The sequence below is a fragment of the Tautonia marina genome, assembly GCF_009177065.1.
GTDB classification, from domain to species: domain Bacteria; phylum Planctomycetota; class Planctomycetia; order Isosphaerales; family Isosphaeraceae; genus Tautonia; species Tautonia marina.
Map to the genome: position 1 here is coordinate 17674 of NZ_WEZF01000030.1, position 23168 is coordinate 40841.

At 66.2% G+C, this 23168-nt stretch carries 17 protein-coding genes; 9 read left to right on the top strand and 8 right to left on the bottom strand.

Annotated elements, in window-relative coordinates:
- Positions 1–362: 362 nt before the first annotated feature.
- Positions 363–1685: a Gfo/Idh/MocA family protein gene (locus GA615_RS25340; RefSeq protein ID WP_152054144.1), complete on the top strand. Its 1323-nt coding sequence runs from the start codon at positions 363–365 to the stop codon at positions 1683–1685.
- Positions 1686–1809: 124 nt separating this feature from the next.
- The gene (locus GA615_RS25345) at positions 1810–2934 is read left to right on the top strand and encodes a redoxin domain-containing protein (RefSeq protein WP_235905675.1); all 1125 of its coding nucleotides are present in this window, start codon (positions 1810–1812) and stop codon (positions 2932–2934) included.
- On the opposite strand, the gene GA615_RS25350 is transcribed toward GA615_RS25345, so the two are convergent.
- The 5 genes from GA615_RS25350 to GA615_RS25370 all read right to left on the bottom strand — a co-directional run bounded on the left by GA615_RS25350 (position 2928) and on the right by GA615_RS25370 (position 7205).
- Positions 2928–3659 (bottom strand): DUF4058 family protein, encoded by a 732-nt coding sequence (locus tag GA615_RS25350; RefSeq protein ID WP_161602562.1) that lies wholly within the window; start codon positions 3657–3659, stop codon positions 2928–2930. The genes GA615_RS25345 and GA615_RS25350 overlap by 7 nt on opposite strands.
- Before the next feature lie 59 nt (positions 3660–3718).
- Positions 3719–4015 (bottom strand): hypothetical protein, encoded by a 297-nt coding sequence (locus tag GA615_RS25355; RefSeq protein ID WP_152054146.1) that lies wholly within the window; start codon positions 4013–4015, stop codon positions 3719–3721.
- A 13-nt stretch (positions 4016–4028) separates the two neighbouring features.
- Positions 4029–5453 carry a DUF1501 domain-containing protein gene (locus GA615_RS25360; RefSeq protein WP_152054147.1) on the bottom strand — a complete coding sequence of 475 codons (1425 nt, stop codon included), beginning with the start codon at positions 5451–5453 and terminating at the stop codon, positions 4029–4031.
- Between the two features lie 151 nt (positions 5454–5604).
- Positions 5605–6069 (bottom strand): YkvA family protein, encoded by a 465-nt coding sequence (locus GA615_RS25365; RefSeq protein ID WP_152054148.1) that lies wholly within the window; start codon positions 6067–6069, stop codon positions 5605–5607.
- Between the two features lie 221 nt (positions 6070–6290).
- Complete coding sequence (locus GA615_RS25370) at positions 6291–7205, bottom strand: aldo/keto reductase (protein WP_235905676.1); 915 nt, start codon at positions 7203–7205, stop codon at positions 6291–6293.
- 356 nt (positions 7206–7561) lie between these two features.
- Here GA615_RS25370 and GA615_RS25375 point away from each other — a divergent pair, with 356 nt between their 5' ends.
- From GA615_RS25375 to GA615_RS25400, 5 genes are all read left to right on the top strand, one after another.
- Positions 7562–8158, top strand: a complete 597-nt coding sequence (locus GA615_RS25375) for a riboflavin synthase (protein WP_152054149.1) — start codon at positions 7562–7564, stop codon at positions 8156–8158.
- 74 nt (positions 8159–8232) lie between these two features.
- On the top strand, positions 8233–8613 hold the full coding sequence (locus tag GA615_RS25380) for a GxxExxY protein (RefSeq protein ID WP_152054176.1): 381 nt from the start codon (positions 8233–8235) through the stop codon (positions 8611–8613).
- A 66-nt stretch (positions 8614–8679) separates the two neighbouring features.
- Complete coding sequence (gene rsmA / locus GA615_RS25385; protein ID WP_152054150.1) at positions 8680–9723, top strand: 16S rRNA (adenine(1518)-N(6)/adenine(1519)-N(6))-dimethyltransferase RsmA; 1044 nt, start codon at positions 8680–8682, stop codon at positions 9721–9723.
- Positions 9724–9874: 151 nt separating this feature from the next.
- Positions 9875–12337 carry a hypothetical protein gene (locus GA615_RS25395; RefSeq protein ID WP_152054151.1) on the top strand — a complete coding sequence of 821 codons (2463 nt, stop codon included), beginning with the start codon at positions 9875–9877 and terminating at the stop codon, positions 12335–12337.
- Between the two features lie 442 nt (positions 12338–12779).
- Positions 12780–14135: a hypothetical protein gene (locus GA615_RS25400; RefSeq protein WP_152054152.1), complete on the top strand. Its 1356-nt coding sequence runs from the start codon at positions 12780–12782 to the stop codon at positions 14133–14135.
- Positions 14136–14836: 701 nt separating this feature from the next.
- Here GA615_RS25400 and GA615_RS25405 read toward each other — a convergent pair.
- Entirely contained in the window at positions 14837–15748 is a 912-nt protein-coding gene (locus GA615_RS25405; RefSeq protein ID WP_152054153.1) for a ThuA domain-containing protein, read from the bottom strand.
- 204 nt (positions 15749–15952) lie between these two features.
- On the opposite strand from GA615_RS25405, the gene GA615_RS25410 reads away from it, so the two are divergent.
- The gene (locus tag GA615_RS25410; protein WP_152054154.1) at positions 15953–16909 is read left to right on the top strand and encodes a methyltransferase domain-containing protein; all 957 of its coding nucleotides are present in this window, start codon (positions 15953–15955) and stop codon (positions 16907–16909) included.
- A 37-nt stretch (positions 16910–16946) separates the two neighbouring features.
- Here GA615_RS25410 and GA615_RS25415 read toward each other — a convergent pair whose 3' ends face one another.
- Positions 16947–17867 (bottom strand): SMP-30/gluconolactonase/LRE family protein, encoded by a 921-nt coding sequence (locus GA615_RS25415; protein ID WP_152054155.1) that lies wholly within the window; start codon positions 17865–17867, stop codon positions 16947–16949.
- Between the two features lie 259 nt (positions 17868–18126).
- Entirely contained in the window at positions 18127–19590 is a 1464-nt protein-coding gene (locus GA615_RS25420; protein WP_152054156.1) for a sulfatase family protein, read from the bottom strand.
- Positions 19591–20062: 472 nt separating this feature from the next.
- On the opposite strand from GA615_RS25420, the gene GA615_RS25425 reads away from it, so the two are divergent.
- Positions 20063–23023 carry a sigma-70 family RNA polymerase sigma factor gene (locus tag GA615_RS25425; RefSeq protein ID WP_152054157.1) on the top strand — a complete coding sequence of 987 codons (2961 nt, stop codon included), beginning with the start codon at positions 20063–20065 and terminating at the stop codon, positions 23021–23023.
- The last annotated feature ends 145 nt before the right edge of the window (positions 23024–23168 follow it).

A 23168-nucleotide genomic window follows, 5' to 3' on the forward strand; every position in this document is an offset into this window, starting at 1 on the left:
AGTCTCTCTGCGGCTCTCCCCATCATAGCCCACGCGTTCGACCGGGCACAGTCGAGTCTGTTCATGGGAATCGTGACACCCCGCTCGTTCTCGTTTGGAATGATTTTCGAGGGAGAGTCGTTGCGATTCCGACCCAATCAGGGTCAAGATGGGGGAGAGGTCGGTCGGCGGCAACGAGCCCGAAGCGCTTGGAATCGCCGATCCATCCGGGGATCTCGGTTGTGATTTCAAGGCCGGGCTCCGGGGCGGTCACGAGGCGCCGGGCTTTTGTTCGAGCATCGATCAAGCGGGATTGACCCGCCGGGAGCGATTCAAACCGGCCGGGTCGTCCCGACCTTATTGCTTGGGGAGCATCGAATCTCATGGGACCTCGATCAGGAAATCCGACCCGTCGTGATTGGATCAAGACGTCCGTGGCTGTTGCCGGAAGCGCGGTGGCGATGCCCTGGATCGTGCCCGCCTCGGCCCTGGGACGACAGGCGGGAACGAAGGCGGCCTCGGAGCGGATCACCTTCGGTGTGATCGGCTTCGGTCCGCGCTGCACGTATGTGATGAAGGCCATGCTGCCGATGGCCGACCCGCACTTCGTGGCCATTTGCGACGTGCAGAAATCCCGACGTGAGGCCGGTAAGGCACTCGTGGATGAACAATACGGCAATACCGATTGCACCACGACCCGAGAGTTCGAGGACCTGCTCGCCCGCGACGACATCGACGCGATGCTCATTGCCACCGGCGACCGCTGGCACGGCCCCGCCTCGATCCTGGCCGCGAAGGCCGGCAAGGATGTTTACAGCGAAAAGCCCTGCGCCCTGACCATCGAGATCGCCCAGAAGCTCGACGACACCTTCCGCGAGACCGGCCGCGTCTTCCAGGCCGGCACTCAGCGCCGGAGCGTCGCCAACTTCCAGGCCGCCGTCACCCTGGCGCAAAGCGGCAAGCTTGGCAAACTCAAGGAACTTCATGCGTCGGTCTATACCCCGACGCTCGACAACACCTGGCTCCCCGGCGAACCGACCCCGCCGATCGACGTGGTTGACTGGGATCGCTGGCTCGGCCCTGCTCCCTGGCGGCCCTATAACGAAAAATATGTGCAAGGCCGATGGCGCGGCCAGTGGGATTTCGACTCCGGCGCCCGCTTGCTGGACTGGGCCGCCCACACCCTCGACCTCTGCCAGCAGGCCAAGGGAGCCGACGACACGATGCCCGTCTCGTACGAGCCGGGTGAGAAGTCGATCATCGCCCGATACGCCGACGGCGTCCCCATCATCCTCGACTTCCTCGAAACCCCCTTCGGTGAGCGCGAGGGCTGGATTACCGAGCTGGGCACCTGCCCGGTGCGGTTTGTGGGCGAGGACGGCTGGGTCGAAACGGGCGACAACGGCGGGATCGTCGTCGAGCCCGAATCCCTCCGCGCCGAGCTGCCCGACGTCTCCGCCGCGCCCCAGGTCGGGCTCGATGTCGGCGCTCATGCGCAAGACTTCTTCGACGCGATTCGATCCCGAGGCACCACCAACGCCAATTCCCGGATCATGCGGCACTCTCACATCGCCTGCCACGCCGCCGCGCTCTCGTGGGTCCTTGGCCGCACCCTCACGCTGGACCCCAAGCGCGAGGAGTTCATCGACGACGCCGAGGCCAACAGCCTCCGCTCCCGACCCGAGCGACAACCGTACGTGATTTGATGCCGAGATGGTTTTGGCACGAAGCCCCGGGGCGACCGGCTCCGGGGCGATTGGTTCATCGGCTCGTGACACTCCGACACGCTCCGTTGAGGCTTGGTCCGTACGCTCATCAGGGAGTTCTTTGATGATGGTTTTGCGAACGCTGCTCGTCGTCTTCGCGTCTGCCGTTCTCGTGTCGATCGCCCCTGCGACGGCCCCGGCGCAGCAGCCCGCGGCACCGCTGGCACTGGGTGAGGCCGCTCCCGAGTTCCGCCTGCCGGGCGTGGACGGGAAAACCTATACGCTCAATGACTTCGAGGATGCCGAGGTTCTCGTCGTCTATTTCACCTGCAACCATTGCCCCACCGCCCAGGCGTACGAAGACCGCGTTGCCCGATTTGTCGAGACGTACAAGGACAAAGGAGTGGCGCTGGTCGCCATCTCACCGAACGACCCGAAGGCCGTTCGCCTCGACGAGCTGGGCTACAGCGATCTGAATGACTCGTTCGAGGAAATGAAAATCCGGGCGAGCGATCACAAGTTCAACTACCCCTACCTCTACGACGGCGACACGCAAGAGGTGTCCCGCGCGTTCGGTGTCCTGGCGACACCTCATGTCTACATCTTCGACCATGATCGCAGGCTCCGCTATCAAGGCCGCTTCGACGACGCCGAGGTGAAGGAAGTGACCTCGCACGACGCGATCAACGCCGTCGACGCTCTGCTTGCCGGCAAGGAGGTTCCCGTTCCCACGACCCGTGTCTTTGGCTGCTCGACCAAGTGGTCCGACAAGCGCGAGGATGCCCGCAAATCGCTCGAACGCTGGAACGCCGAGCCGGTCGAACTTCAGACCATCGACCTCGACGGCGTGGCCAAGCTGGCAAAGAACGACTCGGATGACCTCCTGCTCGTCAACCTCTGGGCCACCTGGTGCGGTCCTTGCGTGGCCGAGTTACCTGAGTTCGTCGAGATGAACCGGATGTACCGCGGTCGTGACTTCAAACTGATCACCATCAGTCTTGACGACCTCGACGCCCAATCCAAGGCGCTCGAAGTCTTGACCCAACACCACGTTTCCGCGACCAACTACCTGCTCGACGCCGAGAACCGCGATGCCTTCGCCGAGGCTCTCGACCCCCAGTGGCCCGGCCCCGTGCCGTACACTCTGCTCATCGCCCCCGGCGGCAAGGTCCTCTACCGCCACACGGGCGAGATCGACCCGCTGGAGGTCAAGCGGGCGATCGTCGATTTCCTGGGCCGGACCTACTGATCGGTCTGGTCGCCGGTGACTGCCTCGCGTAAGGGGGCGGGGCAGTGGTCCCAGGTGGCCTGATAGGTCGCTTCGAGCGGCGCGGGGATGTAGGTGCCGGGGGTGAGGAACAGGGGCATCTCCGGCAGCGGGTCCCCCACCCCGACCGGATCGACGTAGGCGACCTTGGTCTCCCCGGCGGCATAGGAGACGACCGTCAGGTTTTTGCCCGGGGGCGGTTCGAACGGCTCCTCCAGGAAGGCGTCCCAGATGGCCGGGTGGATGCCGTGCGGGTCGCGGTCGCTCGGCGGGAACAGGTCGACGACCAGCAGGTGGATCCCCCCTCGCACCAGCTCAACCGCCTTTTCGGTGAACGACCGCAGGGCTGCCCGGCTGCTCTTGTTGCCTGGTGAGACAATCTCGATGACGGCCACGACCTCGCCCAGCGGGTGGTGGATCGCGATCCGGTTGGCCTTCGCGGCGTAGGCGTCCTCATCCGCCTGCCGCACCGCCCACGCCCTCGGCGGCCGTTCCGCCACGGCCAGACCCCCGGGGGCCGGTCGAGAAACGCTGTGCTGGAGCGTCAGCACGTCCGGCACCAGGCCGATCGCCCGCTGTTCCGCCAGGGCCGAGTAGCCTACGGGCAACACTCCGGCGTTCAGGGTGTTCGCCAGCTCGATCACCCAGCTTTGATGGAAGTGGTGGAACAGCCCGGTATAAACTCGCGTCCAGTCGTGAATCGGCATGGTCGTCATCCCTATTCGCGCGGGCGTCTCGCAGCCCCGGACTCCCACGCCGATTCATTCTACGGCGCTTCGGTTGGCTCGTCGTCCCCTCCGACGCCGTCCGGTGACGCGGCGAAGAGCTCATCCTGCAGATCCAGGAGCGTCTCGGCCGGCCCAGGGCCGAAGCGCTCGCGCAGGCTCGCCGCCTCGTCGCCTCGGCCGATGGCCTCGTTCAGCCGGGCGATGTTCGGGTGATCGATCAGAACCAGGGCCTGGCGGTCGATCTCGAAGCGGGCGATGACCTGCTTCACGTCCATGTCTGGCTTGATTGTCTTCAGGGCGACGCAGCGGCTCGACGTTCGCTTCCAGCTGACCATCGCCGCGGAGTCGTCAGCCGAGCAAGGCCCGAATCGGTCTGCCGTCGGTCAGCAGGTGAGGACGGTCGAGCGGATCGTGGAGGATCGTGTCATGAGGAATCCCCATCAATTCATAAATCGTTGCGGTGATGTCTTGCGGCGTGACGGGATCGAGGGCGGGATAGGCGGCAAACGAATCGCTCGCGCCGAAGATGGCTCCGGCGGGCAGGCCGCCACCGGCAAACAGCGCGGTGTAGCAGTGCGGCCAGTGATCGCGGCCGTTGGCGTCGGCCCCGGCGTCGGAGGTGATCTGACCCACGCGAGGGGTCCGGCCGAACTCTCCCATGGCGACGACAAGTGTTTCATCCAGCAATTGCCGATCGTGCAAATCTTCGATCAAGGCCGAGAAGGCGCGATCGAACATCGGCAAGATTGACTGCTTGAGCAGCGGGAAATGCTGGCGGTGCGTGTCCCAGGTCTGATCGTACCGCGCTCCGGTGCAAAGGGTCACGGTGCGCACCCCGGCCTCGATCAATCGTCGAGAGAGCAGGGCGCACTGACCCAGGTGCGGTAGGCCGCCGAACTGCCTCGCCTCCTTTTCGCGGGGGTTGTCGGGGTCGAGGCCGTAGCGTTCGCGGACCGATTCGGGCTCTTCCGACAGATCAAACGCCCGGCGCGCGGCTCGGCTGGAAACCAGTTCATACGCTTTCCGATAATGGGTGTCCATGCCTTCGACCACCGGCCAGGCATGGTCGATCGAGCGATCGACGGCATCGAGCAGCGATCGCCGAGCCTCCAGGCGATCGAGCGGCACCTCGGCCGGCAAGGTGAGGCCCGGAACCTGATAGCCGGGTAGGCTGGGATCGCCCGAGACGAACGGCTGGCACTCCGCCCCCAAAAATCCGGCATCCTGACCGGGCAGGAACTGGCCGAGATTGCTCATCCAGTCGGGCACATGCACGAAGTCGGGCAGGGGGCGTCCCGTGGGCCGAAGCTTCGCCAGGACCGCGCCAAAGGGGGGAAAGTTCTCCGGCCTCGGGCCGACAATCAGGCTCCCTCCCGCAAGGGGAGGCTTGCCCGTGAGGGCGAAATAGGCCCCAGCGTTGTGGTCGACAATCGAGTGATGAACCGATCGAACAAGCGTCAAATGATGAGCAATCTTGCTGGTTCTCGGCAAATGCTCGCAGACCTGCAGCCCCGGTAACGAGGTGTCGATGGGCCGGAATTCGCCCCGAACGTTCTCCGGGGCCTCGGGCTTCATGTCCCAGAGGTCCTGATGCGCCGGGCCGCCTTCGAGGAAGAACAGGATCAGCGATTTCGCCTTCGCCTTGCTGGGATCGGCCGCCCGGATCAAGGTCGGCAACGTCAATCCCACGAGCGACCCCGCACCGATGCGGAGCACCTCGCGACGGGTCGGACCGTGGCACAGGCGACGGGTTCGCGAGGTGAGCCGCAGCATCGTCCCCTCCGTTGGGTCGAGGGTCGAGGGTCGAGGGTCGGAACGAGGGGCAGGGGCCGGCGTTCGGCCCCCTGGTTCAAGAAATTCTCACGTTACGGTTCATCGACCAGGGTTGCAAGGAAGGATCGGCCGCTGCTCCCAACATCGAGACTCATGGCGAGGGCGGGGGGGCCTTCGCCTCGGAGGAGGGCACGATTCGCTCGCTCGACATCCAGCGGCGGGCCTTGTCGCGGTGCTCCGTCGTAATGAAGGCGGAGATGGCGGTCAGGGCTCCGGTCAGCACCGTCACGTCGTCCATCAGGCCGACGACCGGAATGGCGTCGACGATTGCGTCAATCGGCAGCACGAAGTACGCCAGGGCCGCGGCGGCCACCCCCTTGACCCACTTCGGCGTGCTCGGGTCGAGCATGCAGAAGTAGGCGGCGGCAACATCCTCGGCCATCGGCAGCTTCGAGAGAAACGTGCGAGCCTTGTCCACAAAGCCTTCGCGGACGTACTGCTCGTTCTTCTCCTGGTCGTTGCCGACGTAGACCTCCGGCTCGATCGGCTCGGCCGGGGGAGTGACCCCCGATTCGGCCTCCGCCTTGCGAAACCATCGGGAGAGACGTTCATTCATAAGACGGACTCGACAAGGGGAAGCCAGCACCAGGATGAACCGGACGGAGGAGAAGGAAGAAACACCTCTCTTACAGGTGCCAGGACGCAGAGCAAGGCCCCGAAGGTGTGCTACTGCCGCGGCCTTCCCTCTCCCCTCCACGCTCCGCGACTCTGCGCGAGGCCCCTCGGTCCGATCCGAATCGGCACCCTCGGCAGAGTCGCCACGCAAATCAACGAGGCTCAGGCCCGTTCGCTGCGGACGAAGTCGAGGGCCCGCTGCGCCCGGCTCAACAGGTCGTCCACCTGCTCGGTCGATTCCAGGCCGACGACGATCATATCCACGACGCCCAGCCCGAAGACGAACCGCAGCGAGGCATCGCGCCGTTCCGGTTCCTTGAACTGGCCATTGCCGCAAATCTTCATGCCGATCACCCCCTTGCCCGCGTTGTGCATGATGCGGAGCTGATCGGTCACCTCGCTCGGGTCGGCGCTGTCCATCGCCACCGCTTCCGGATTGACGCGGGCCAGATCGACCTCAACCCACGGATGCTGCGCGGCGACCCGCAGCGGGTCCATTCCGTGACAGCTCACGCCGTGGGCGCGCACCAGGCCGGCCTCCTTGGCCTCGCTGATGTATTCCATCGCCCCGGCTTTCTTGTCGGTCCAGTCGGCTGTCTGCATGCAGTGAAGCAGCAGCGTATCGACATAATCGACATTCAGCTCCATGCGGAAGCGTTCCAGGTGGCTCTTGGCCTCTCGATAGTCGTTGGCGTGGGTCTTGGTCTGAATGACGTACTGGTCGCGCGGGATGCCCTTGAGCGCCTCGCGCAAATAGTGGTGGCTGCCGTACTGGTCGGCCACGTCGAAGAACCGGATGCCCGAGTCAAACGCATGCCGGATCACGCGCGAGCATTCCTTCACGCCCAGCTTCGTCTGGTTGCTCGACTGGTTCACGCCGTTGCTGCCGGTTCCCATGCCGATCAGGGAAACCTTGATGCCGGTCTGGCCCAGGGTGACGGTGTCGGTCGGACCGTCGGGCACGCGGTTCAGGGGACGGGCCGCGCCCGAAGCGTGGCCGGTGTTCGCCAGCGCGACGGCGGCCCCGGCTGCGGCGGTCCCGGCGAGAAACCCTCGGCGGTGGATCGGCGACATCATGGCCCTGGCCTCCGGAATCAACGAATCGAGACGAATGAGTGAACGTGTTGGGAACGGCTTCCGCAACCCTCTCCCCGATCGACGGGCACGACTCCCGACCCGACCGGCTCGAACACTCCCGACCGCGATGTCCACCCGTGTTTGGGTGAATCCATTTCGCCTGTCGGAGGTTCCGATCGTGTATTCTATCGACCCGATCGGCCGGTTCGCCAGAGTCGATGCGTGATCCTTTGCCCGTCGAGCCGTGGCCGATGGGCCTGTTCTCCGGATACAGTGGACAGCACGCCCCGGCCCGATCGCCGCGCAACCCCTCAATGCCCCTTCCAACGCAGCGCTTTTGTTTTGAGAGTGACGAAATGTTTACAGGATTGGTCGAAGTCCTCGGTCGGATCGAACGCGTGGTTGAGGAAGCCAACGGCCGACGGTTTGTCATCTGCTGGCCCGGCCTTGCCCCCGACGAGCCGATGAGCCTGGGCGAGAGCGTCGCCGTGAACGGCTGCTGCCTGACGGTGGTCAAGCACGATGGCGAGCACTTCGAGGTTCAGGCGGGGCCGGAAACCCTCGCGCGGACCAACCTGGGCCGCTCTCACGACGGCGACCCGGTCAACCTGGAGCGCTCGCTCCGCGTCGGCGACCGCCTCGGCGGGCACTTCGTGCAGGGGCACGTTGATACGACGGCCGAACTCGTCGAACGGCGCCCCGAAGGGGAGTGGGACTTCCTCCGCTTCCGCCTTGGCCCGAACTGGACCCCCTTGATGGTCGAAAAAGGCTCCATCGCCGTCGATGGTGTCAGCCTCACGCTCGTCACCGTCGGCGACGATGACTTTTCCGTCATGCTCATCCCCCACACCCTGGCCGTGACGACTCTGGGCACCCTTTCGCTCGGCGATCGAGTGAACATCGAAACGGATATGCTGGCAAAGCATGTGAGGAAATTATTGGGGAAGGAATGAAGGAAGATCGCGCGCAGAGACGCGGAGAAGAAGAGCGGTCAGAGAGAGCGGAGAGACACGAAGGGGGAAGTGGAATGAGAGAGAATGAGATTTCGGGCATGATTGTGGATGCGGCGTTCAAGATTCACACGGGGTTAGGGCCAGGGTTGCTGGAGTCGGTTGATGAGGCGACGATGATGTATGAACTGAAACGCAGAGGTCTGGCCGTCGAGACGCAGCAAGGGATTCCGGTCGTGTCTGAAGACGTGAAACTCGATCTCGGCTTCCGCGCCGATCTGATCGTCGATCGAATGGCGCTCGTCGAACTGAAATCGATTGAGCAGGTTGCTCCCATTCATCGCATGCAGCTGCTCACGGACCTCCGCCTCACCGGCCTCCGTCTCGGTCTCCTTCTCAATTTCCATGTCGGCTTGATTAAAGACGGCATCACCCGCGTCGTCAACGGCCTCCACTAATCGCTCTCTTCTCCCTCTTTTCTCCTCTTCTCCCCGTCTCTGCGTCTCTGCGCGAGGTCCCTCCCCATGTCCACCCCCCGCCAAACCCTCACCTACCTCCGCCACCTCTTCGGTCACCGCGGCATCGCTCCCAACCGGAGATACGGACAAAATTTCCTCATCGACCTGAATACGCATGACCTGATTGCCCGATCCGCCGAGCTTGCCCCCGAAGATGTTATCCTTGAGGTTGGCCCCGGAGCCGGAGCCCTGACCACCCTGATGGCCCCCAAGGTTTCCGCCGTGGTCACGGTCGAGATCGACCCGGCGATGGCTCAGCTCACGCGAGAGGCCGTTTCAGGCTTGCCCAACGTCCGCGTCTTGCAACTGGACGCCCTCTCGAAAAAATCCGAGATCAATCCCGAGGTCCTCGACAACCTGCAGGCCGGCCTGGCCGTCGCGCCCGATCGCCGCCTGAAGCTCGTGGCGAACCTGCCCTACAACGTGGCAACGCCCATCATCAGCAACTTGCTGGTTCATCCCGATCTTTGCCCGGTCATGATGGTCGTCACCATTCAGCGCGAGTTGGCCGACCGCATGCTCGCCGAACCCAATACCGAGATGTACGGCTCCCTCTCCGTCATGGTCCAGGCCCTGGCCGATGTGGAGATCGTCCGCATCCTCTCGCCCAAGGTCTTCTGGCCGCAGCCGAGGGTCGAGTCGGCCATCATCAAGATCGTGCCGGTCGCCGAGAAACGCGAGGCCATTCCCGACCTCCCCTGGTTCCACGAGGTCGTCCGCCGCGTCTTCACCCTGCGTCGCAAGAATCTCCGAGGCGTCCTCTACAGCCTCTGGAAACCCCAGTGGACCAGCAAGGCCGAGGTCGACACCCTGCTCGAATCGATCGACCTGACCGGCGAGGTCCGTGCCGAAGCCATGAACGTTACTGAATTCATCGATCTTGCCGAAGCCCTCCGCGCCCGATTCGGCCGCAACCCCGCCGAACTCCCCGACCCCTCCCTCACCGATCCCCCCCCCTATGACTTCCACTCCCGCGACGACGACGCAGACGCAGATGGTGATGGTGACGGTGGCGATGGCGGCGGCGATGGCGGGGGGGGCGACGGTTGAACATCGCTCGGGAATGGCGCTTCCGAACCATCCCGCATCCTTTCGATCGAGCGAGACGGTATGATGGGGGCAATCGTTCGACCCGGGATCGAGGCACGTCCCGTGGTCCCTCATCACGGATACAAATAAGCGAATCGGGGAGGAAACGGGCGTGACGCTCGACCTCGGCAATGGTCGCCGGCTGGTCCTGGCCGTGGGTGATGACGGGTGGATCTGGCTCGCGGCCGGGGCGGTCGCGCTCGGCGTGCTCCTGGCCCTTTCCCGGTACGAACGGCGATTGGTCCCCCGGACCACCGCTTGGCTCCTGCTCGGCTTGCGCATCGCGGCGGCGCTGGCCTTGGTCGTCGCTCTGCTCGAACCGATCGCCGCGCGCTCATGGACCGAGCGCATCGAGGGCCGTTTGCTCGTTGGGGTCGATGTCTCGGCCAGCATGGACACGACCGACGCCCGCCGCCCCCCCGACGAGGCCGACCGCCTCCGCAATGCCCCCGGCCTCGCTCCTCCCGCCGCCGACGCGCCGCTCGACCCTTCTCGACTCGCCACCGCCTCCCGCATCCTCCGGGGAGACGCCCTGGCCGAGCTTGATCGGTCGTTCGTCGTCGAGACCTTCCGCTTCGCGCGCTCGACCGTTCCCGTCGAACTCGACCCCCTGGCCGAATCGCTCGATCGCGCCAATCCCCTGGTCGATGACCCCGACGACCGCCTTGCGACCGACTGGGGAACCGTACTCGAACGCGCTTTGGTCGATGACACGTCAACACCCGTCCTCGGTGTTGTCCTTTTGACCGATGGCCTCCGTAATTCTCCTCCCGAGGAATCGCGCGCCCGATCCGACGACCTCGCCGATCGCCTCGCCCGCGACGGAATTCCCGTCTTTCCCGTCCTGATCGGCTCGACCATCCCCCCCCGAGACACCGCGATCACCGCGATCCGAGCCCCCGAATCCACCTTCTCAGGCGACTCGGTTTCCATCGACGTTGAGGTCAAAGCCGATGGATTCGAGCCAGGAGTGGAAATCCCTGTCACCCTCGACGTGCCCGGCGTCGGCACCTTGCGCGAGGTTGTTCCCGCAGGCCCCGACGGCTCGCGCCCTGTCGCCTCGTTCCGCGTCACGCTCGAAGAACCGGGGTCATGGGAACTCGTTGCCACCGTCGAGCCCCCCGAACCCCCCGACGAACGCCCCGCAAACGACCAGCGTTCCGCCACCATCCTCGTTAGCGATCAACCCGCCCGCGTTCTGCTCGTCGATGCCGAGGCCCGCTGGGAATTCCGCTACCTCCGCGCCGCCCTCGATCGCGACCGTCGCGTTGAGCTTTCGACCGTCCTTCTTGCCCCTCCCCCTCCTTCGGATGCCTCCGTCCCCACCTTTGCCCAAACCTTGCCCCTTGCTCCCCCCGAAGGCTCCGACGATCCCGACCCGCTCACCGATTTTGATGTGATTCTCCTGGGTGATCTTCCTCCTGAGCTGACACCGGCAGATCTCTGGAATCGCTTGCATGCCTATGTGTCCGATCACGGCGGCACCCTCGTCCTCACCGCCGGTCCCCGCTCCTGGCCGTCGGCCTGGCAAGACAACGACCTGGCCCGTTCGCTCGTGCCTGTCCTCGATCCGAGCCTCCTCCCCATCGACCCCGCCGCCATCGACCCCGACCGAGCCACCTTGCCCCCCGGTGTCTCCGTCGTGCCCGCCGACGAGGCCGCTGCCTCCCCAACCGACTGGCCCATGCTCCAGTTCGCCGCCGACCCCATCGCAAGCCGCGCCGTCTGGGAAGGGCTCGCCCCCCTGACCTGGGCCCTCGCCGGCCAGGCCAAGCCGGGAGCCATCCCCTTGCTCGTGCCCGACTCCGCCGGGGGAATCCCATCGACGGTTGCCGTGGCCGCTGCGCATTCCTACGGCCTGGGCAAGGTCTTTTGGATCGGCACCGACGGCACCTGGCGCTGGCGGCTCCGGGTCGGCGACGCCTACCACCACCGCTTCTGGGGCCAGGTGATTCGCTGGGCCGCCGCGGCCACTCCCCCCAGCGGCAACCGCCTCGTCCGCTTCGGCCCCGACCGCCCCACCGTCCCTTCCGGCGCCCCGTTCCCCCTCTTCGCCCGCTTCTCCAGCGACGTTCCCGGCCTCGGCCCCGACCTCATCGCCGCCGTCCGCATCCTCGACGCAACCGACCCCGATCCCTCCCCCTCCGACTCCCCGCTCGCCCTCGTCCCGCTGCACCCCTCTCCCGACCGCCCCGGCACCTTCGAGGCCCTCGCCCCCGCCTTGCCCCCCGGCCGCTACCGCGCCCTGCTCGACGCCCCCTCCCTCTCCCCTTTCTTCACCTCCTCCGGCCTTGCTGCCCCCGAGACCACCTTCACCGTCTCCCCTGAGCCCACCACCGAATTGATCGACCTCGCCTCCGATCCCTCCCTCCTCTCCTCCCTCGCCTCCACCACCGGCGGCCAACTCGTCCCCGACGTCTCCGCCGGCCAGCTCCCCTCCCTCCTCCGCTCCCAGACCCTCGACCGCACCCTCACCGCCGAGACCCCCCTCTGGGACACCCCCCTCGGCCTGATCGCTTTCTTCTCCCTCCTCACCGCCGAGTGGCTCGTCCGCAAGCGCGCAGGATTGCATTGAGTTGTGCTGATATGTATTTAAGAGTACGCCTCGCCCGCGGGTGGCCCCGATTGCTCGCCAACCGGGGTCGCGCAGCGACAAGTGGTCACTCTGAGGCGCTCTACAGCCTCTTGCGGCTCCGCCGCCCCGTGGCCTTCCTCACGATATGGGGAAGGCCAAGCCGCATGCACTCCCAAACCAACATGGATCTCCAACGTGCATTTTGGCCCATGTGCTTACGCGAAACAGCACACGGAATCCTGTGATTCAGTCGTGCATTGACAGGCATTCATGGCCCGCGATACGATGCATCATTCCTGGCCTCTTGATGGCGTTCGGAAGTGCGATCACGTCCCACTCGTCACGTTTTTGCAATTGAGTAGACGCAGATTTGTGGATCGGTTTCGCCCGTGGGGCGATGGGCCTGCCTCGTTCTCCTCTTCGATGCGGAGGATTCTCGACGATGAGACAGACGTGTCTGGTGGTGTGTTGCTGGCTTGGTGCCTTGTCGCTGTCGGCGTCGGCACAGGACAGTCCCTCCCGTGAACTTTATCGCGCTCCCGTCTTCAACGGTGGCGATCCGATCGTCCGAGAAATTTCCGAGGATGGGCTCTACGTGGCCCACACGGCCAGGGAGGTCATCCGCAACAACAAAGGCGATGTCCAGCTCTACGGACAAACACTCGACGATGGAATTCCCGGCACCACCTGGGGCGCGGCGACGATGCAGGTGGTTCAGCGAACCCGCGACGGCTCGTTCGCACTGGTTGTGAGCCAGTTGCTGAACAACCGACAAAATGAAAGTCCCTTCAACAAGGAGCTGCCGGCGTTCGAATCCCTCCTCTACGACGCCCCCCCCGAGGTCGTGATCCGTTTCCCGGCCGAAGTCCGCGGGACCATTCCCGCGATCACCACCTCGTTCTTCGGGGCGCCTCACACCTTGCGACTGATGGCCGGGGACCGTTCCAAGCACCGGCTCGCCGACATCAATCTGCAAGCTCCCAAGGCCCCCGAGCAATCCCTTCCGATCCGAAATACCCTGGATCGCTGGACCAGTTCCCTCGACCGCATTGTTTTCGGCAACGGCACGTCATACCTCGATGGGAGTCTCCGCCTGGTGAACCTCACCGGCCGAGGACCGGAATCGGTCCCGCTCGACTTCATCAACAAGGTCCCAAGCCGCTTCTCCAAAGGGCCGGGGCGGATCTCTCCGGGGCTGGACGATCAGTCCTTGCTGGTCCATTATCAGGAAGGCCTGATCCTTTGGAGCCTGTCAGGGCAACAACGCGCGACCTTTCCCTACGATCCCTCGGTAATCCCGCCCAACCGAGCCTACTCCGTGGCCATGCTCTCGGGCGATCGCGCGCTCCTGATGGAACGAGACGGCGACCTGTTCCTCATCGACCTCAACGCCGGAGCCCTCCTCGCCCGCCATCACGTCGATGCCATCTTGACCGAGCCCGGCATCCAGTACGTGGCCGGTTCCGGTACGTACGTCTGCATGAGGACCGCAAACAAGCAGGAATACCGCGCCATGTGCCTTAAGATCGATGGCGACACGATCCAGGGGCCCTGGTGGGTTCCCGATCCCGAAACCGGCCGGCCGCTCACCCCCGTCACGAACCTCAACGCTGCCCGCCGCGCCCCCACCCTCGCCGTCGAAACCGCCGGTCAATTGACCAGCAGGATGACCCCCGAAGAACGCCGGCGCGCGCTTCCCCGCATCCTCCTTGTCGATCTCGATCACCTCACCCGCGCCGCCCCCGCCGACGCCGAGGACAACGCCGTTCCCTTCCTGCGTGGCCGATCGTCCCAGTAAGGCACATCGCATCTGCGAGAACGCCTCAATCACGCCGTATGCCCCGGACAACGCCCGCGTGGTCCGGGGCGCGGAGCGCCCCGAGGCGTTCCGGTGAGGTCTGGCTTGACTGCCAGGCGAGGCCTCCGCTTCGACCAGTTGCGGCGTTGCTTTCCGGAGAACGGGAGCGTCGTTCGGGCCGCCTGCATTCTCAAATGCCCGACTCCTCATCCTTCTCAACCAGCCAGCGAGGATGCTCGGCCCGGTTGATTTGCCTCGTCGGCCGGTTTGTGTGACTGCCGGGCCGGATTTCCACGATGATATGAAGGGGCAGGGGAGTCGCTCGATCGGGCCTCCCCACGCGCCGAGGGGCCCCATGCCTTTGCTCTCCGGGGCACCCCTCAACTCGGCCGGGTGTCTTTGGCAATCGGGTCGGAGCAAGACCATCGGGAGATGCCGGGGCACCCCCTGAGCCATCGCGCGAAACGAACCCACGCACGGGTTCCGAGCCGCGCCTCGCGGCGATCGGCAGGCGATGCGAGGTGCTCAGGATTCTCCTTTCGATCTCGAACAGGGGAATTCCCGAAACGAACGAGAGGCGATCGACGCAACCCTTTGTGAGTAAACCAAAATCGGGCGCCCCTGCCCAGCGCACCAAGGCGCACCGGGCCGGTGCATCGAGGCGCACCGGGCCAGTGAGATGGCTGAGGAGGAAGGGAGAATCAGGAGGCGGGCTTCGGCTCGTCCTGGTTGGCTTCGAGCTGGGCCTGAGAGGGGGTGGCGCTGGGGACACCCCCCTCGGGGACCTCGCCGCCGGCGGCCCAGACGAGGGCGTTGAGGACGACCGTGCGGAAGTTGTCGTCCCCCCAGTTCCAGTGGACGTGGCCGCCGGTGAAGCCGAAGCCGCGGCCGCCGTCGGGACGCTCGTAGGCCCAGGCGACGTGCTGGGGCTCTCCGGCGGCCACCGCGCGGCGGACGTCGGGGTTGCCGCTGCGGTCGCCGTCGGGGCGGGAGAGGGAGGACTCGGGCGGCACGGCGGTGAGGATCGGCGTCACCCCCTCCATCTTGGGACGGAACCGCATGTGGTAATACCACTCGTCGTTGATGCCGAAGGGCTCGACGCCCCGGGTGATCGGGTGGTCGGGCAGCTCGGCGAAGGTCGGGGTCCAGTGCGGGTTGACCGACCAGTGCAGCTCGAAGTAGCCGCCGATCCAGTCCAGGAAGTCGTCCCCTCCGGGAGACCCGGCGGGCACCTCGACGGCAAAGTGCAGGCAGGCCAGGCCGACTCCCTTCTTCATGAGATCGTCGAGGAAGTCGCGGTGGGGCAGGGCGGGGTGGCCCCCCGCGCCATCGGAGTAAATCACGATGGCGTCGGCCCCGTCGAAGACGGCGTTGTCTTCGGGCCAGCCGTCGGTGACCACCTTCGCGGTGTAGCCGGGCATGCCCGCTTCGAGGGCCTCGGCCAGCAAGAGACACCCCGCGCGGTGTTCATGGGCCCCGTAACCGTGGCTCTGCTTGCCGGCGACGAAGACAACCGTCTTCGTCTGCTCGTCGTCGGCGAGGGTGTTCGGAACGACCGGCGATGCCAGCAGGGCGGTCAGCGTGGCGATCAGGCAACTGAGGGAGCGTGTCATGATCGGGAGAGCCTCGCAAGCGATCCAAAGGAACGGACGACCCTCGGCCTCCCCGGTTGCCGATCGGAACTCGGTTCAAGGGGGGCCTCCTTCGGGCTTACGATACCGCGGTCGGCCGAGCCGTGCCACGAGATCATCACGACCCGGCAGAAAGGAGCCACGGGAGACGCGGCAATCAGCCCGTCATCACGTATACTGAGTGACATGAGCCCCGAATTGATCCCCCTCATCCGCTGCCGATCGTGTCGAGCCGCCCTGGAGCCGAATCCGGACCCGGCGGGAGCGGCAACCTTGCGCTGCGTCGGTTGTGGCGCCTCGTATCCGATCGTCTCCGGCGTGCCCAGGCTCGCCGAGAATCCCTATGTCGCCAGCTTCGGCCGCCAGTGGAACCGCTACGACGTGGTCCGCGACGAGGAAGACGAGGCCGTCTTCCGGGTGAAGACCGGGGTCGATCCGCAGAGCCTCGCCGGCAAACTCGTGCTCGACGCCGGGTGCGGCGGCGGCCGATACGCCCGCTTGCTCGCCCGGATGGGGGCGACCGTGCTCGGCGTCGATCTGAGCGACGCGGTGGACCAGGCCGCAAAGGCCACCGCCGAGTTCCCCAACGCCGCAATCGTTCAGGCCGACCTGCTCGACCTGCCGCTGGCCGAATCAGCCTTCGACCTCGTCTTCTCCATCGGCGTTTTGCACCACAGCCCCGACCCGCGCCGGGCCTTTGCCGAGATCGCCCGCCGCGTCAAGCCCGGCGGCCGCCTGGCCGTCTGGCTCTACCGCAAGAACACCCCGCCGCAGGAGTGGATCAACAGCGCCCTCCGCGTCGTCACCTCCCGGATGCCCGCCCGGGTCCTTGAGCCGATCAGCGCGGGGCTCGGCGTTCTTGGCAGCATCCCGATTTTGAAACAAACACTCAATAAGGCTTTCAATTTCTCAAATCATCCTGATTGGACCCTCCGCGTCTGCGACAATTTCGACTGGTACGCCCCGACCTACCAGTCGCATCACACCGTGGCCGAGCTTCGTTCCTGGTTCGTGGCCGAAGGCTTCGGCGACCTGGTCGAGCTACGCCCCTTGAAGGCGGGACGCGTGTATGATTGGGCCTATGATCATGATCTCATCATTGGCAGCGGTGTGAACGTGGCCGGCACCCGGCTCGGCGGCTGAGGGCCGCTTCGCGAGGGGTGCCGGTGCCGGGATCGGCTCAGTCGCCCGGATGGTAGCCGGTCAGGGTGGTTTCGATCCGATAAAGGCTCACGCCTGCGGTGATATAGAGGGTCGAGCGGTCGGGGCCGCCGAACTCGACGTTCGTGGGGTTGGCGGGGGTGGGGATGAAGTCGATGGGGGTGCCGTCGGGCTTGTAGATGTAAACGCCCCCGAGTCGACCGGCCCCGGCGGTGGCGACGATCAGGCCGTCGGTGGTGATGGTCATGCCGTCGATGCCGCGCCCCAGGCCGAAGTCCTTGATCTTGCGGGGGTTCGAGACGTCGCCGGTCTCGGGGTCGAGGTCCAGGCGGATCAAGGCCCGACGCTCGGGACCGTTGTCGGAGACGTAGAGATAGCGGTCATCGGGGCTGACAACGACGCCGTTGGGCTTGCTGGCGGTTGTCTCCAGGCGGGTGACGGTGCCGTCCGGGTCGATCCGGAAGACGGCTTCGAAGTCCAGTTCGCGGGGCTCGTCTCCGACGTATCGGGGGTCAGACACATAGACACGCCCCTTGCTGTCAACGGCCACGTCGTTGGGGCTGTTGAACCGCTTCCCCTCGTAGCCGTCGGCCAGGGTGCGGATGGTGCCGTCGGCCTCGGTGATCGAGACGCGGCGGTTGCCCCCCGTGTTCGCCCCCTCGGCGACGACGAGGCGGCCATCAGGGGTGAAGATCAGGCCGTTCGACCGGCCGCTCGGGTCGCGGAAGGCGGTCGTTTCTCCCGTCTCGGGGTCGAACCGCATCATCCGGTTGCCGATGTCCGAGAACAGGATCGACCCGTCGGCGGCCATCGCCCCCCCCTCGGTGAACTCCCCCTCCGACCAGAGGGTTTCCAGGGTCGCCCCCGGCTTCACCACTCCCGAGGGAACAGCCACTGTGGCGGTCGGCATCAAGAGAACGGCAAGTGTCGCGGCAAGCATGGCAGGTGCTCCTCGGAGCATGAAGAGAGAAATCTCGGAGAGAAGACAAGTTCAGCCACGGATGGAACACGGATGAAACACAGATCAGAGAACACGTGAGTTTTGAGAGGTCGTGAACCGTGTCTCTGTTCACGATTCGGAGCAGGAGCATCGGGAAAATGGCTGGGACACGCTGTTGCGAACCCTTCTCCCCACACTTCTTTCTCTCCTCCCATCCGTGTTTCATCCGTGTTTCATCCGTGGCTCAAAACCTCCCAAGTCACTGGCCCGTGTCATCGTCGCCGCGGAGGCTTTGAACAACCGAGGCTTGCCATTCGGCCAGGGCCTCGCTCATCGCGGCGACGCGGTCGGGGTGGTCGTCGGCCAGATCATCGGATTCGGTCGGGTCGGTGTCGAGGTCGTAGAGGGAGAAGGTGATCGAGCCGTCTTGCTGGGGAATCCGGTGGAGCTTCCACGGGCCGTCGATCCAGGCGGCGTGCCCGGGGAGTTCCTCACCCGATTCGAAGGTGGCGATCAGGCGCTCGGCCGGTTCGGTGGGAAGCGGGGGGAGTTCCTCGGGCAGCGGCTCGCCCGCCTGCTGGGCGGCAAGGTGGGCGGCCATGATCTTGGCGCTCGGGGTGCCTCGGCCGGGGCTGGGGGCGACCCAGAAGCCCATCGGTTTGTGACGAGCCTCCATCTCCCCGGCGATCAACGGGGCCAGGCTCACCCCGTCGAGCGGCCGATCGGGCTCAGGGTAGGAGACGCCGGCCAGCTCGATCACGGTGGGCAGGATGTCGACCGTCCCACCTGGCAAATCGCTGATGCGTCCCTCGGGGATCGCCTCGGGCCATTCCAGGATCGTCGGCACGCGGAGGCCCCCTTCCCAGAGCTGGCCCTTGCGGCCTCGCAGTCCGCCGGTCGAGCCGGGACCGTTGTTCTGGGGGCCGTTGTCGCTGGTGTACCAGACGAGGGTTTGATCGGCGATCCCGCGCTCGCGGAGGCTGGCCCGCAGGCGGCCCATGGCGGCGTCGATGCCGGTGATCTCGCCGTAGTAGTTCTTGAGCCGGTTGGTCAGTTCGAGGTCGTCGTACGGCTCCCTCGTCTCGGGGGTCGCCTCGTGCGGCGTGTGCGGCGAGCCGAACCAGACGACCGCCAGGAAGGGGCGATCGGCGGCGGTTGCCTTGTCGATGAAGTCGAGCGCGGCCTCGACCGTCACCATCGAGCTCTCCCCTTCGAGCGGGACCGCCGTCCCTTCCCGGCTGAGGATCGGGTCATTCTCGAAGAAGTTCGGGGCCGACAGCCACGTCTCGAACCCGCTCGACCCGGGGTTGTTCGCCCCGTCGGGCCGGACCGAGCCGAGGTGCCACTTGCCGAAGTGCCCGGTGGCGTAGCCGGCGTCTTGCAGCAACTCGGCCACGGTGATCTCCTCGGGCCGAAGCTCGAATCCCCAGGAAAAGCAGCCGAATCGGACCGGATGCCGACCCGTCAAGACGCTCCCCCGCGTCGGCGAGCAGACCGGCGCGGCCGTGTTGAACCGATCGAGCCGCAGGCCGACGGCGGCCATCGCATCCAGGTTCGGCGTGTGCGGGATCGGGTCGCCGTTGTAGCCGACGTCGCCGAACCCCTGATCATCCGCCATGCAGAGGATGATGTTCGGCCGCCTGGGCAGCTCGGCCGCCGGGGCAACGGTCGCGACACTCAGGAGCAAGAACAAGAGCAGGGGGGGGACTCGCAATCGGATCATCGGTGCCTCTCCTCGGCCGTCCGGTCGTCTCGTTCGATGGATTCGTGCCCCACTTTCCCGGACCCTGGCCCCGAAGGCAAGCCTCCCGCCGTCTCGGCCTAGGGTGGAGACGGGAGCAGTTCCGACCCCGTCGATCGTCCCGCAACGAGGGCCGCGCCCGTCATGCCTCGTCGCCGCCAGGGTGAGTCGAGTCGTACCGCTTCCCGTCGAAATGGGTGGGATCCGGGTGCCCCGGGTCCCGCGCCGCGGACCCCGGGGCACTCGCCGAAAACCGTGAACCCACCGATGAAGACTGGACGCGGCACGACGCGAGGGACCTTGCAATCGTCCTGCTCGGGAGGAGGGCGTCGTCTTGAGCTTCGTGCCCGCATCGGGAGATTTTTCCGATCCGATCCCAAAAACTCCGGACGCGCCGGGCGTCGAGCGGCCAGTACGATGGTGACAGGGCAAACCGTAAGGGGGGGCGGAGTCGATGAGTCGGAGGATCACCGGCAGGGCGCTGGAGGACCTGGGCAAGGTCTTCACGGTTGGGGCGATCGGCCGCCTGAGCGACGGCGAGTTGCTCGCCCGGTTCCTCGACCGCGACGGCAAAGGCGCCGAGGAGGCGTTCGCCGCCCTGGTCGAGCGGCACGGGCCGACCGTCCTGACGGTCTGCCGGCGGATGCTCGGCGATACGCACGAGGCCGACGACGCCTTCCAGGCGACCTTCCTGGTACTGGCCAGGAGGGCGGCGTCGGTTTCCGGGCGCGATCGGGTGGGGAACTGGCTCTACGGCGTGGCGCTCCGGGTGTCTCAGGAAGCCCGGCGTCGGGCCGATCGGCGGCGGCGTCGCGAGCGTCTGCTCGGGGACGAGGCTGGCTCGATCCCGTCGAGCTTCGCTGTTGCTCCCGACCCATCGGTCGAGGAACTCCGCCGGCTCATCGTCGAGGAGTTGGCCCGGCTTCCCGACCGCTACCGTGGCCCCTTGCTCCTCTGCGACCTCGAAGGCCGCTCCCGCCGCGAGGCCGCCGACCGTCTCGGCCTCCCCGAAGGCACCCTCTCTAGCCGCCTTGCCCGCGGCCGCGATCTCCTCCGAGGCCGCCTCGTCCGTCGCGGCCTCGCCCCCTCAACCTCGATCGCGGCGATGGGCCGACCGGCGTCGGCGTTCGTGCCCGCCTCGTTGGTGCGGCGGTCGGTCGAGGCGGCCTGGCTTGCAACCACTCGCGGTCTTGCCGCCGGGACGGTCCCGGTGGCGGTTTCCGGACTGGCAGGAGAGGTGCTCAGGACCATGTTTGTCTTCAAGCTGACGGCAGGACTGGCAGCGGTAGGCCTTGCCGCCACGGTGGCGTTTGGCGCAGCGTGGGCCATCGGCCCGCGAGAGCGTGGGCCGGTGGTCGAGGAGTTGGCGGTCGATGCGCTGACGGTCGAACCGCCCTCGATCGCGAAGAACGAGCCAACCGAGGGCGAGTCGGGGGACGGACCGATCGCCCGGGGGGTGGTGGTTGATGAGGAAGGTCGGCCGGTCGAGGGGGCGGAGGTGACCCTGGTCATTCCCGGTCGGTCATACGTGATCGGAAAGACGGATACCGAGGGGCGGTTCGCGATGAACGCTCAGCGCCCGAACCTGGGAGAGCGGCCAGTGGTGGCCTCGATCGACGGTGGGAGAAGGCTTGGGTACGCGGTCTACGACTGGCAAAAGGCCCGGGATGGGGAGGAGGAGCTCTTGCGGGTCGTCCTCAAGCCCAGTCGAGAGGTCATTCTCCGGGCCGAGGACGGGGAGGGCCAGCCGGTCGAGGGGGCGACGGTCGAGGTGATCGCGGACCTGACCTCGATCGTCCAGGCCCAGACCGACGAGCAGGGGCAGGCCGTCGTGCGGTTGCCGGCCGAGGCGCCGATCACCTGGGCCTTCGGGTTGAAGTCGGGCATCGGGTTCGACTACGCCGAACTGAGCCCGAGGGAAAACCAGGGGATTCCGGCCACGGAACTGCCGGATGAGGTCGTGCTGGCCCTCGACGGCGCCCGGACGGTGCAGGTGAAGGCGGTCGATCGGCGCGGCGAGCCGCTGGAGGGGATCCGCGTCTACACCTGGGTGATCGCGAAGCCGGGTAAGCGGGACAGCATCAACCTGGGCGGGGCCAGAAGCGTCTTCAAGGTCACGGGGGCAGACGGGATCGCCTCCTATGACTGGATCCCGGCCGAAACGACTCAGCCGATCTCGGTCATGAACGGCGCCGAGGATTACCATGCTCCCGACCGGGCCTTGATCGCGCCGGAGCTGCCGTCGGGCGAGACGGTCGTCGCGGAATTCGTGCGGAAGGGGGCGATTCGGGGGCGGGTGACGCACGCCGACGGATCGCCAGCCGGTGGGATCACGATCCTCGCGTCCGGCATGGGTTCCGGGTTCGACAACAGTTCGCGGCTCGAAACCCGGACGGAGGAAGATGGGACCTACGAACTCGCGGCAGAGGCGACGCAATGCTACATGATCGGCGTGGTGGACGAGATCTGGGCGGCGCCGAGCCGAGCAGGGATCATCGTGGAGGAAGGGGAGGAGGTCGAGGGCATCGACTTCACCCTCAGCGGGGGGGCGATCATCCGGGGGACGGTGACGCTCGGCCCGGACGATTGGCCGGTGCCGGATGCGAATGTGTACCTCCGCGAGGATGGCGGGATGATGCCGGAAGGTCTGAAAAGAGAGGGTGATATCTTCCTCCGTGAAGTTAGCCTCGGCCGATGGGCGAGGACCGATGAACGGGGGGCCTTCCGGGCCCGGGTCGGCCCGGGGACCTATTCCGTGGGGGGCCTGGCACGGACCGACATGCGCACGGTGGAGGCGGTCGAGGGGGGCGACTATGAGGTCGATTTCCGGATGCCGAGGCCCGAGCGCGGGCCGCTGGCCGGCCGGGTCGCGCTGGCGTCCGACCCGTCGCAAGGGGTCGAGGGGGCCATCATCGACGCGACTCCGACCGAACCGCAAGGGCTTCGCATGATGACCGTCACCAGCGGACCCGACGGCCACTTCAAGGCCGATCGCCCGCTCGATCGCCTGGAGATCATCGCCCGGAGCGCGGACGGGACGCTCGGCGGCATCATCACGAGCCCGGCCAACGAGAAGGAGGTGACGATCCTGATCGGCCCGCTGGCCTCGGCGACCGGGATCGCACTGGACGAGCAGGGCGAGCCGATCGCGGACCAGGATCTGGACTTCGTGAGGGTCGTTCGGCCGGAGGGGTACACGGGCAGCGCCCACAGGGCCATCCCCGGCCCGAAGGTGACGACCGACGCCGAGGGACGCTTCACGATGGGAGGGATGGTGATCGGCTGCCCGTACAGACTCTCCTTAAAGCGGGGCAACGGTTACCATCCGCTGATCGAGTTCACGCCGACCGAGCCGGGCCTGACGGATTTGGGCACGCTCAGGCTGGAGGAATCACGGACTCGCGTTCGGGAATAGGTCATCTCCTCGTTCCAAACCCATACGTGCCGGGGTGGCCGGGGTCGTGGCGACCCCGGGCGAGGGAGGACGGCTTTCAGCGACGGCAGGCCTTCGGTAGGATGGTCGAGGAGGGGAACACTCCGACCCAATTTCGTCGAATCGA

Excerpts from the sequence above, each read along its gene's own strand:
- GA615_RS25340 (WP_152054144.1), top strand. The coding sequence starts at position 363 with ATGGGACCTCGATCAGGAAATCCGACCCGTCGTGATTGGATCAAGACG.
- GA615_RS25345 (WP_235905675.1), top strand. The coding sequence starts at position 1,810 with ATGATGGTTTTGCGAACGCTGCTCGTCGTCTTCGCGTCTGCCGTTCTC.
- GA615_RS25350 (WP_161602562.1), bottom strand. The coding sequence starts at position 3,659 with ATGCCGATTCACGACTGGACGCGAGTTTATACCGGGCTGTTCCACCAC.
- GA615_RS25355 (WP_152054146.1), bottom strand. The coding sequence starts at position 4,015 with ATGGTCAGCTGGAAGCGAACGTCGAGCCGCTGCGTCGCCCTGAAGACA.
- GA615_RS25360 (WP_152054147.1), bottom strand. The coding sequence starts at position 5,453 with ATGCTGCGGCTCACCTCGCGAACCCGTCGCCTGTGCCACGGTCCGACC.
- GA615_RS25365 (WP_152054148.1), bottom strand. The coding sequence starts at position 6,069 with ATGAATGAACGTCTCTCCCGATGGTTTCGCAAGGCGGAGGCCGAATCG.
- GA615_RS25370 (WP_235905676.1), bottom strand. The coding sequence starts at position 7,205 with ATGATGTCGCCGATCCACCGCCGAGGGTTTCTCGCCGGGACCGCCGCA.
- GA615_RS25375 (WP_152054149.1), top strand. The coding sequence starts at position 7,562 with ATGTTTACAGGATTGGTCGAAGTCCTCGGTCGGATCGAACGCGTGGTT.
- GA615_RS25380 (WP_152054176.1), top strand. The coding sequence starts at position 8,233 with ATGAGAGAGAATGAGATTTCGGGCATGATTGTGGATGCGGCGTTCAAG.
- rsmA (WP_152054150.1), top strand. The coding sequence starts at position 8,680 with ATGTCCACCCCCCGCCAAACCCTCACCTACCTCCGCCACCTCTTCGGT.
- GA615_RS25400 (WP_152054152.1), top strand. The coding sequence starts at position 12,780 with ATGAGACAGACGTGTCTGGTGGTGTGTTGCTGGCTTGGTGCCTTGTCG.
- GA615_RS25405 (WP_152054153.1), bottom strand. The coding sequence starts at position 15,748 with ATGACACGCTCCCTCAGTTGCCTGATCGCCACGCTGACCGCCCTGCTG.
- GA615_RS25410 (WP_152054154.1), top strand. The coding sequence starts at position 15,953 with ATGAGCCCCGAATTGATCCCCCTCATCCGCTGCCGATCGTGTCGAGCC.
- GA615_RS25415 (WP_152054155.1), bottom strand. The coding sequence starts at position 17,867 with ATGCTTGCCGCGACACTTGCCGTTCTCTTGATGCCGACCGCCACAGTG.
- GA615_RS25420 (WP_152054156.1), bottom strand. The coding sequence starts at position 19,590 with ATGATCCGATTGCGAGTCCCCCCCCTGCTCTTGTTCTTGCTCCTGAGT.
- GA615_RS25425 (WP_152054157.1), top strand. The coding sequence starts at position 20,063 with ATGAGTCGGAGGATCACCGGCAGGGCGCTGGAGGACCTGGGCAAGGTC.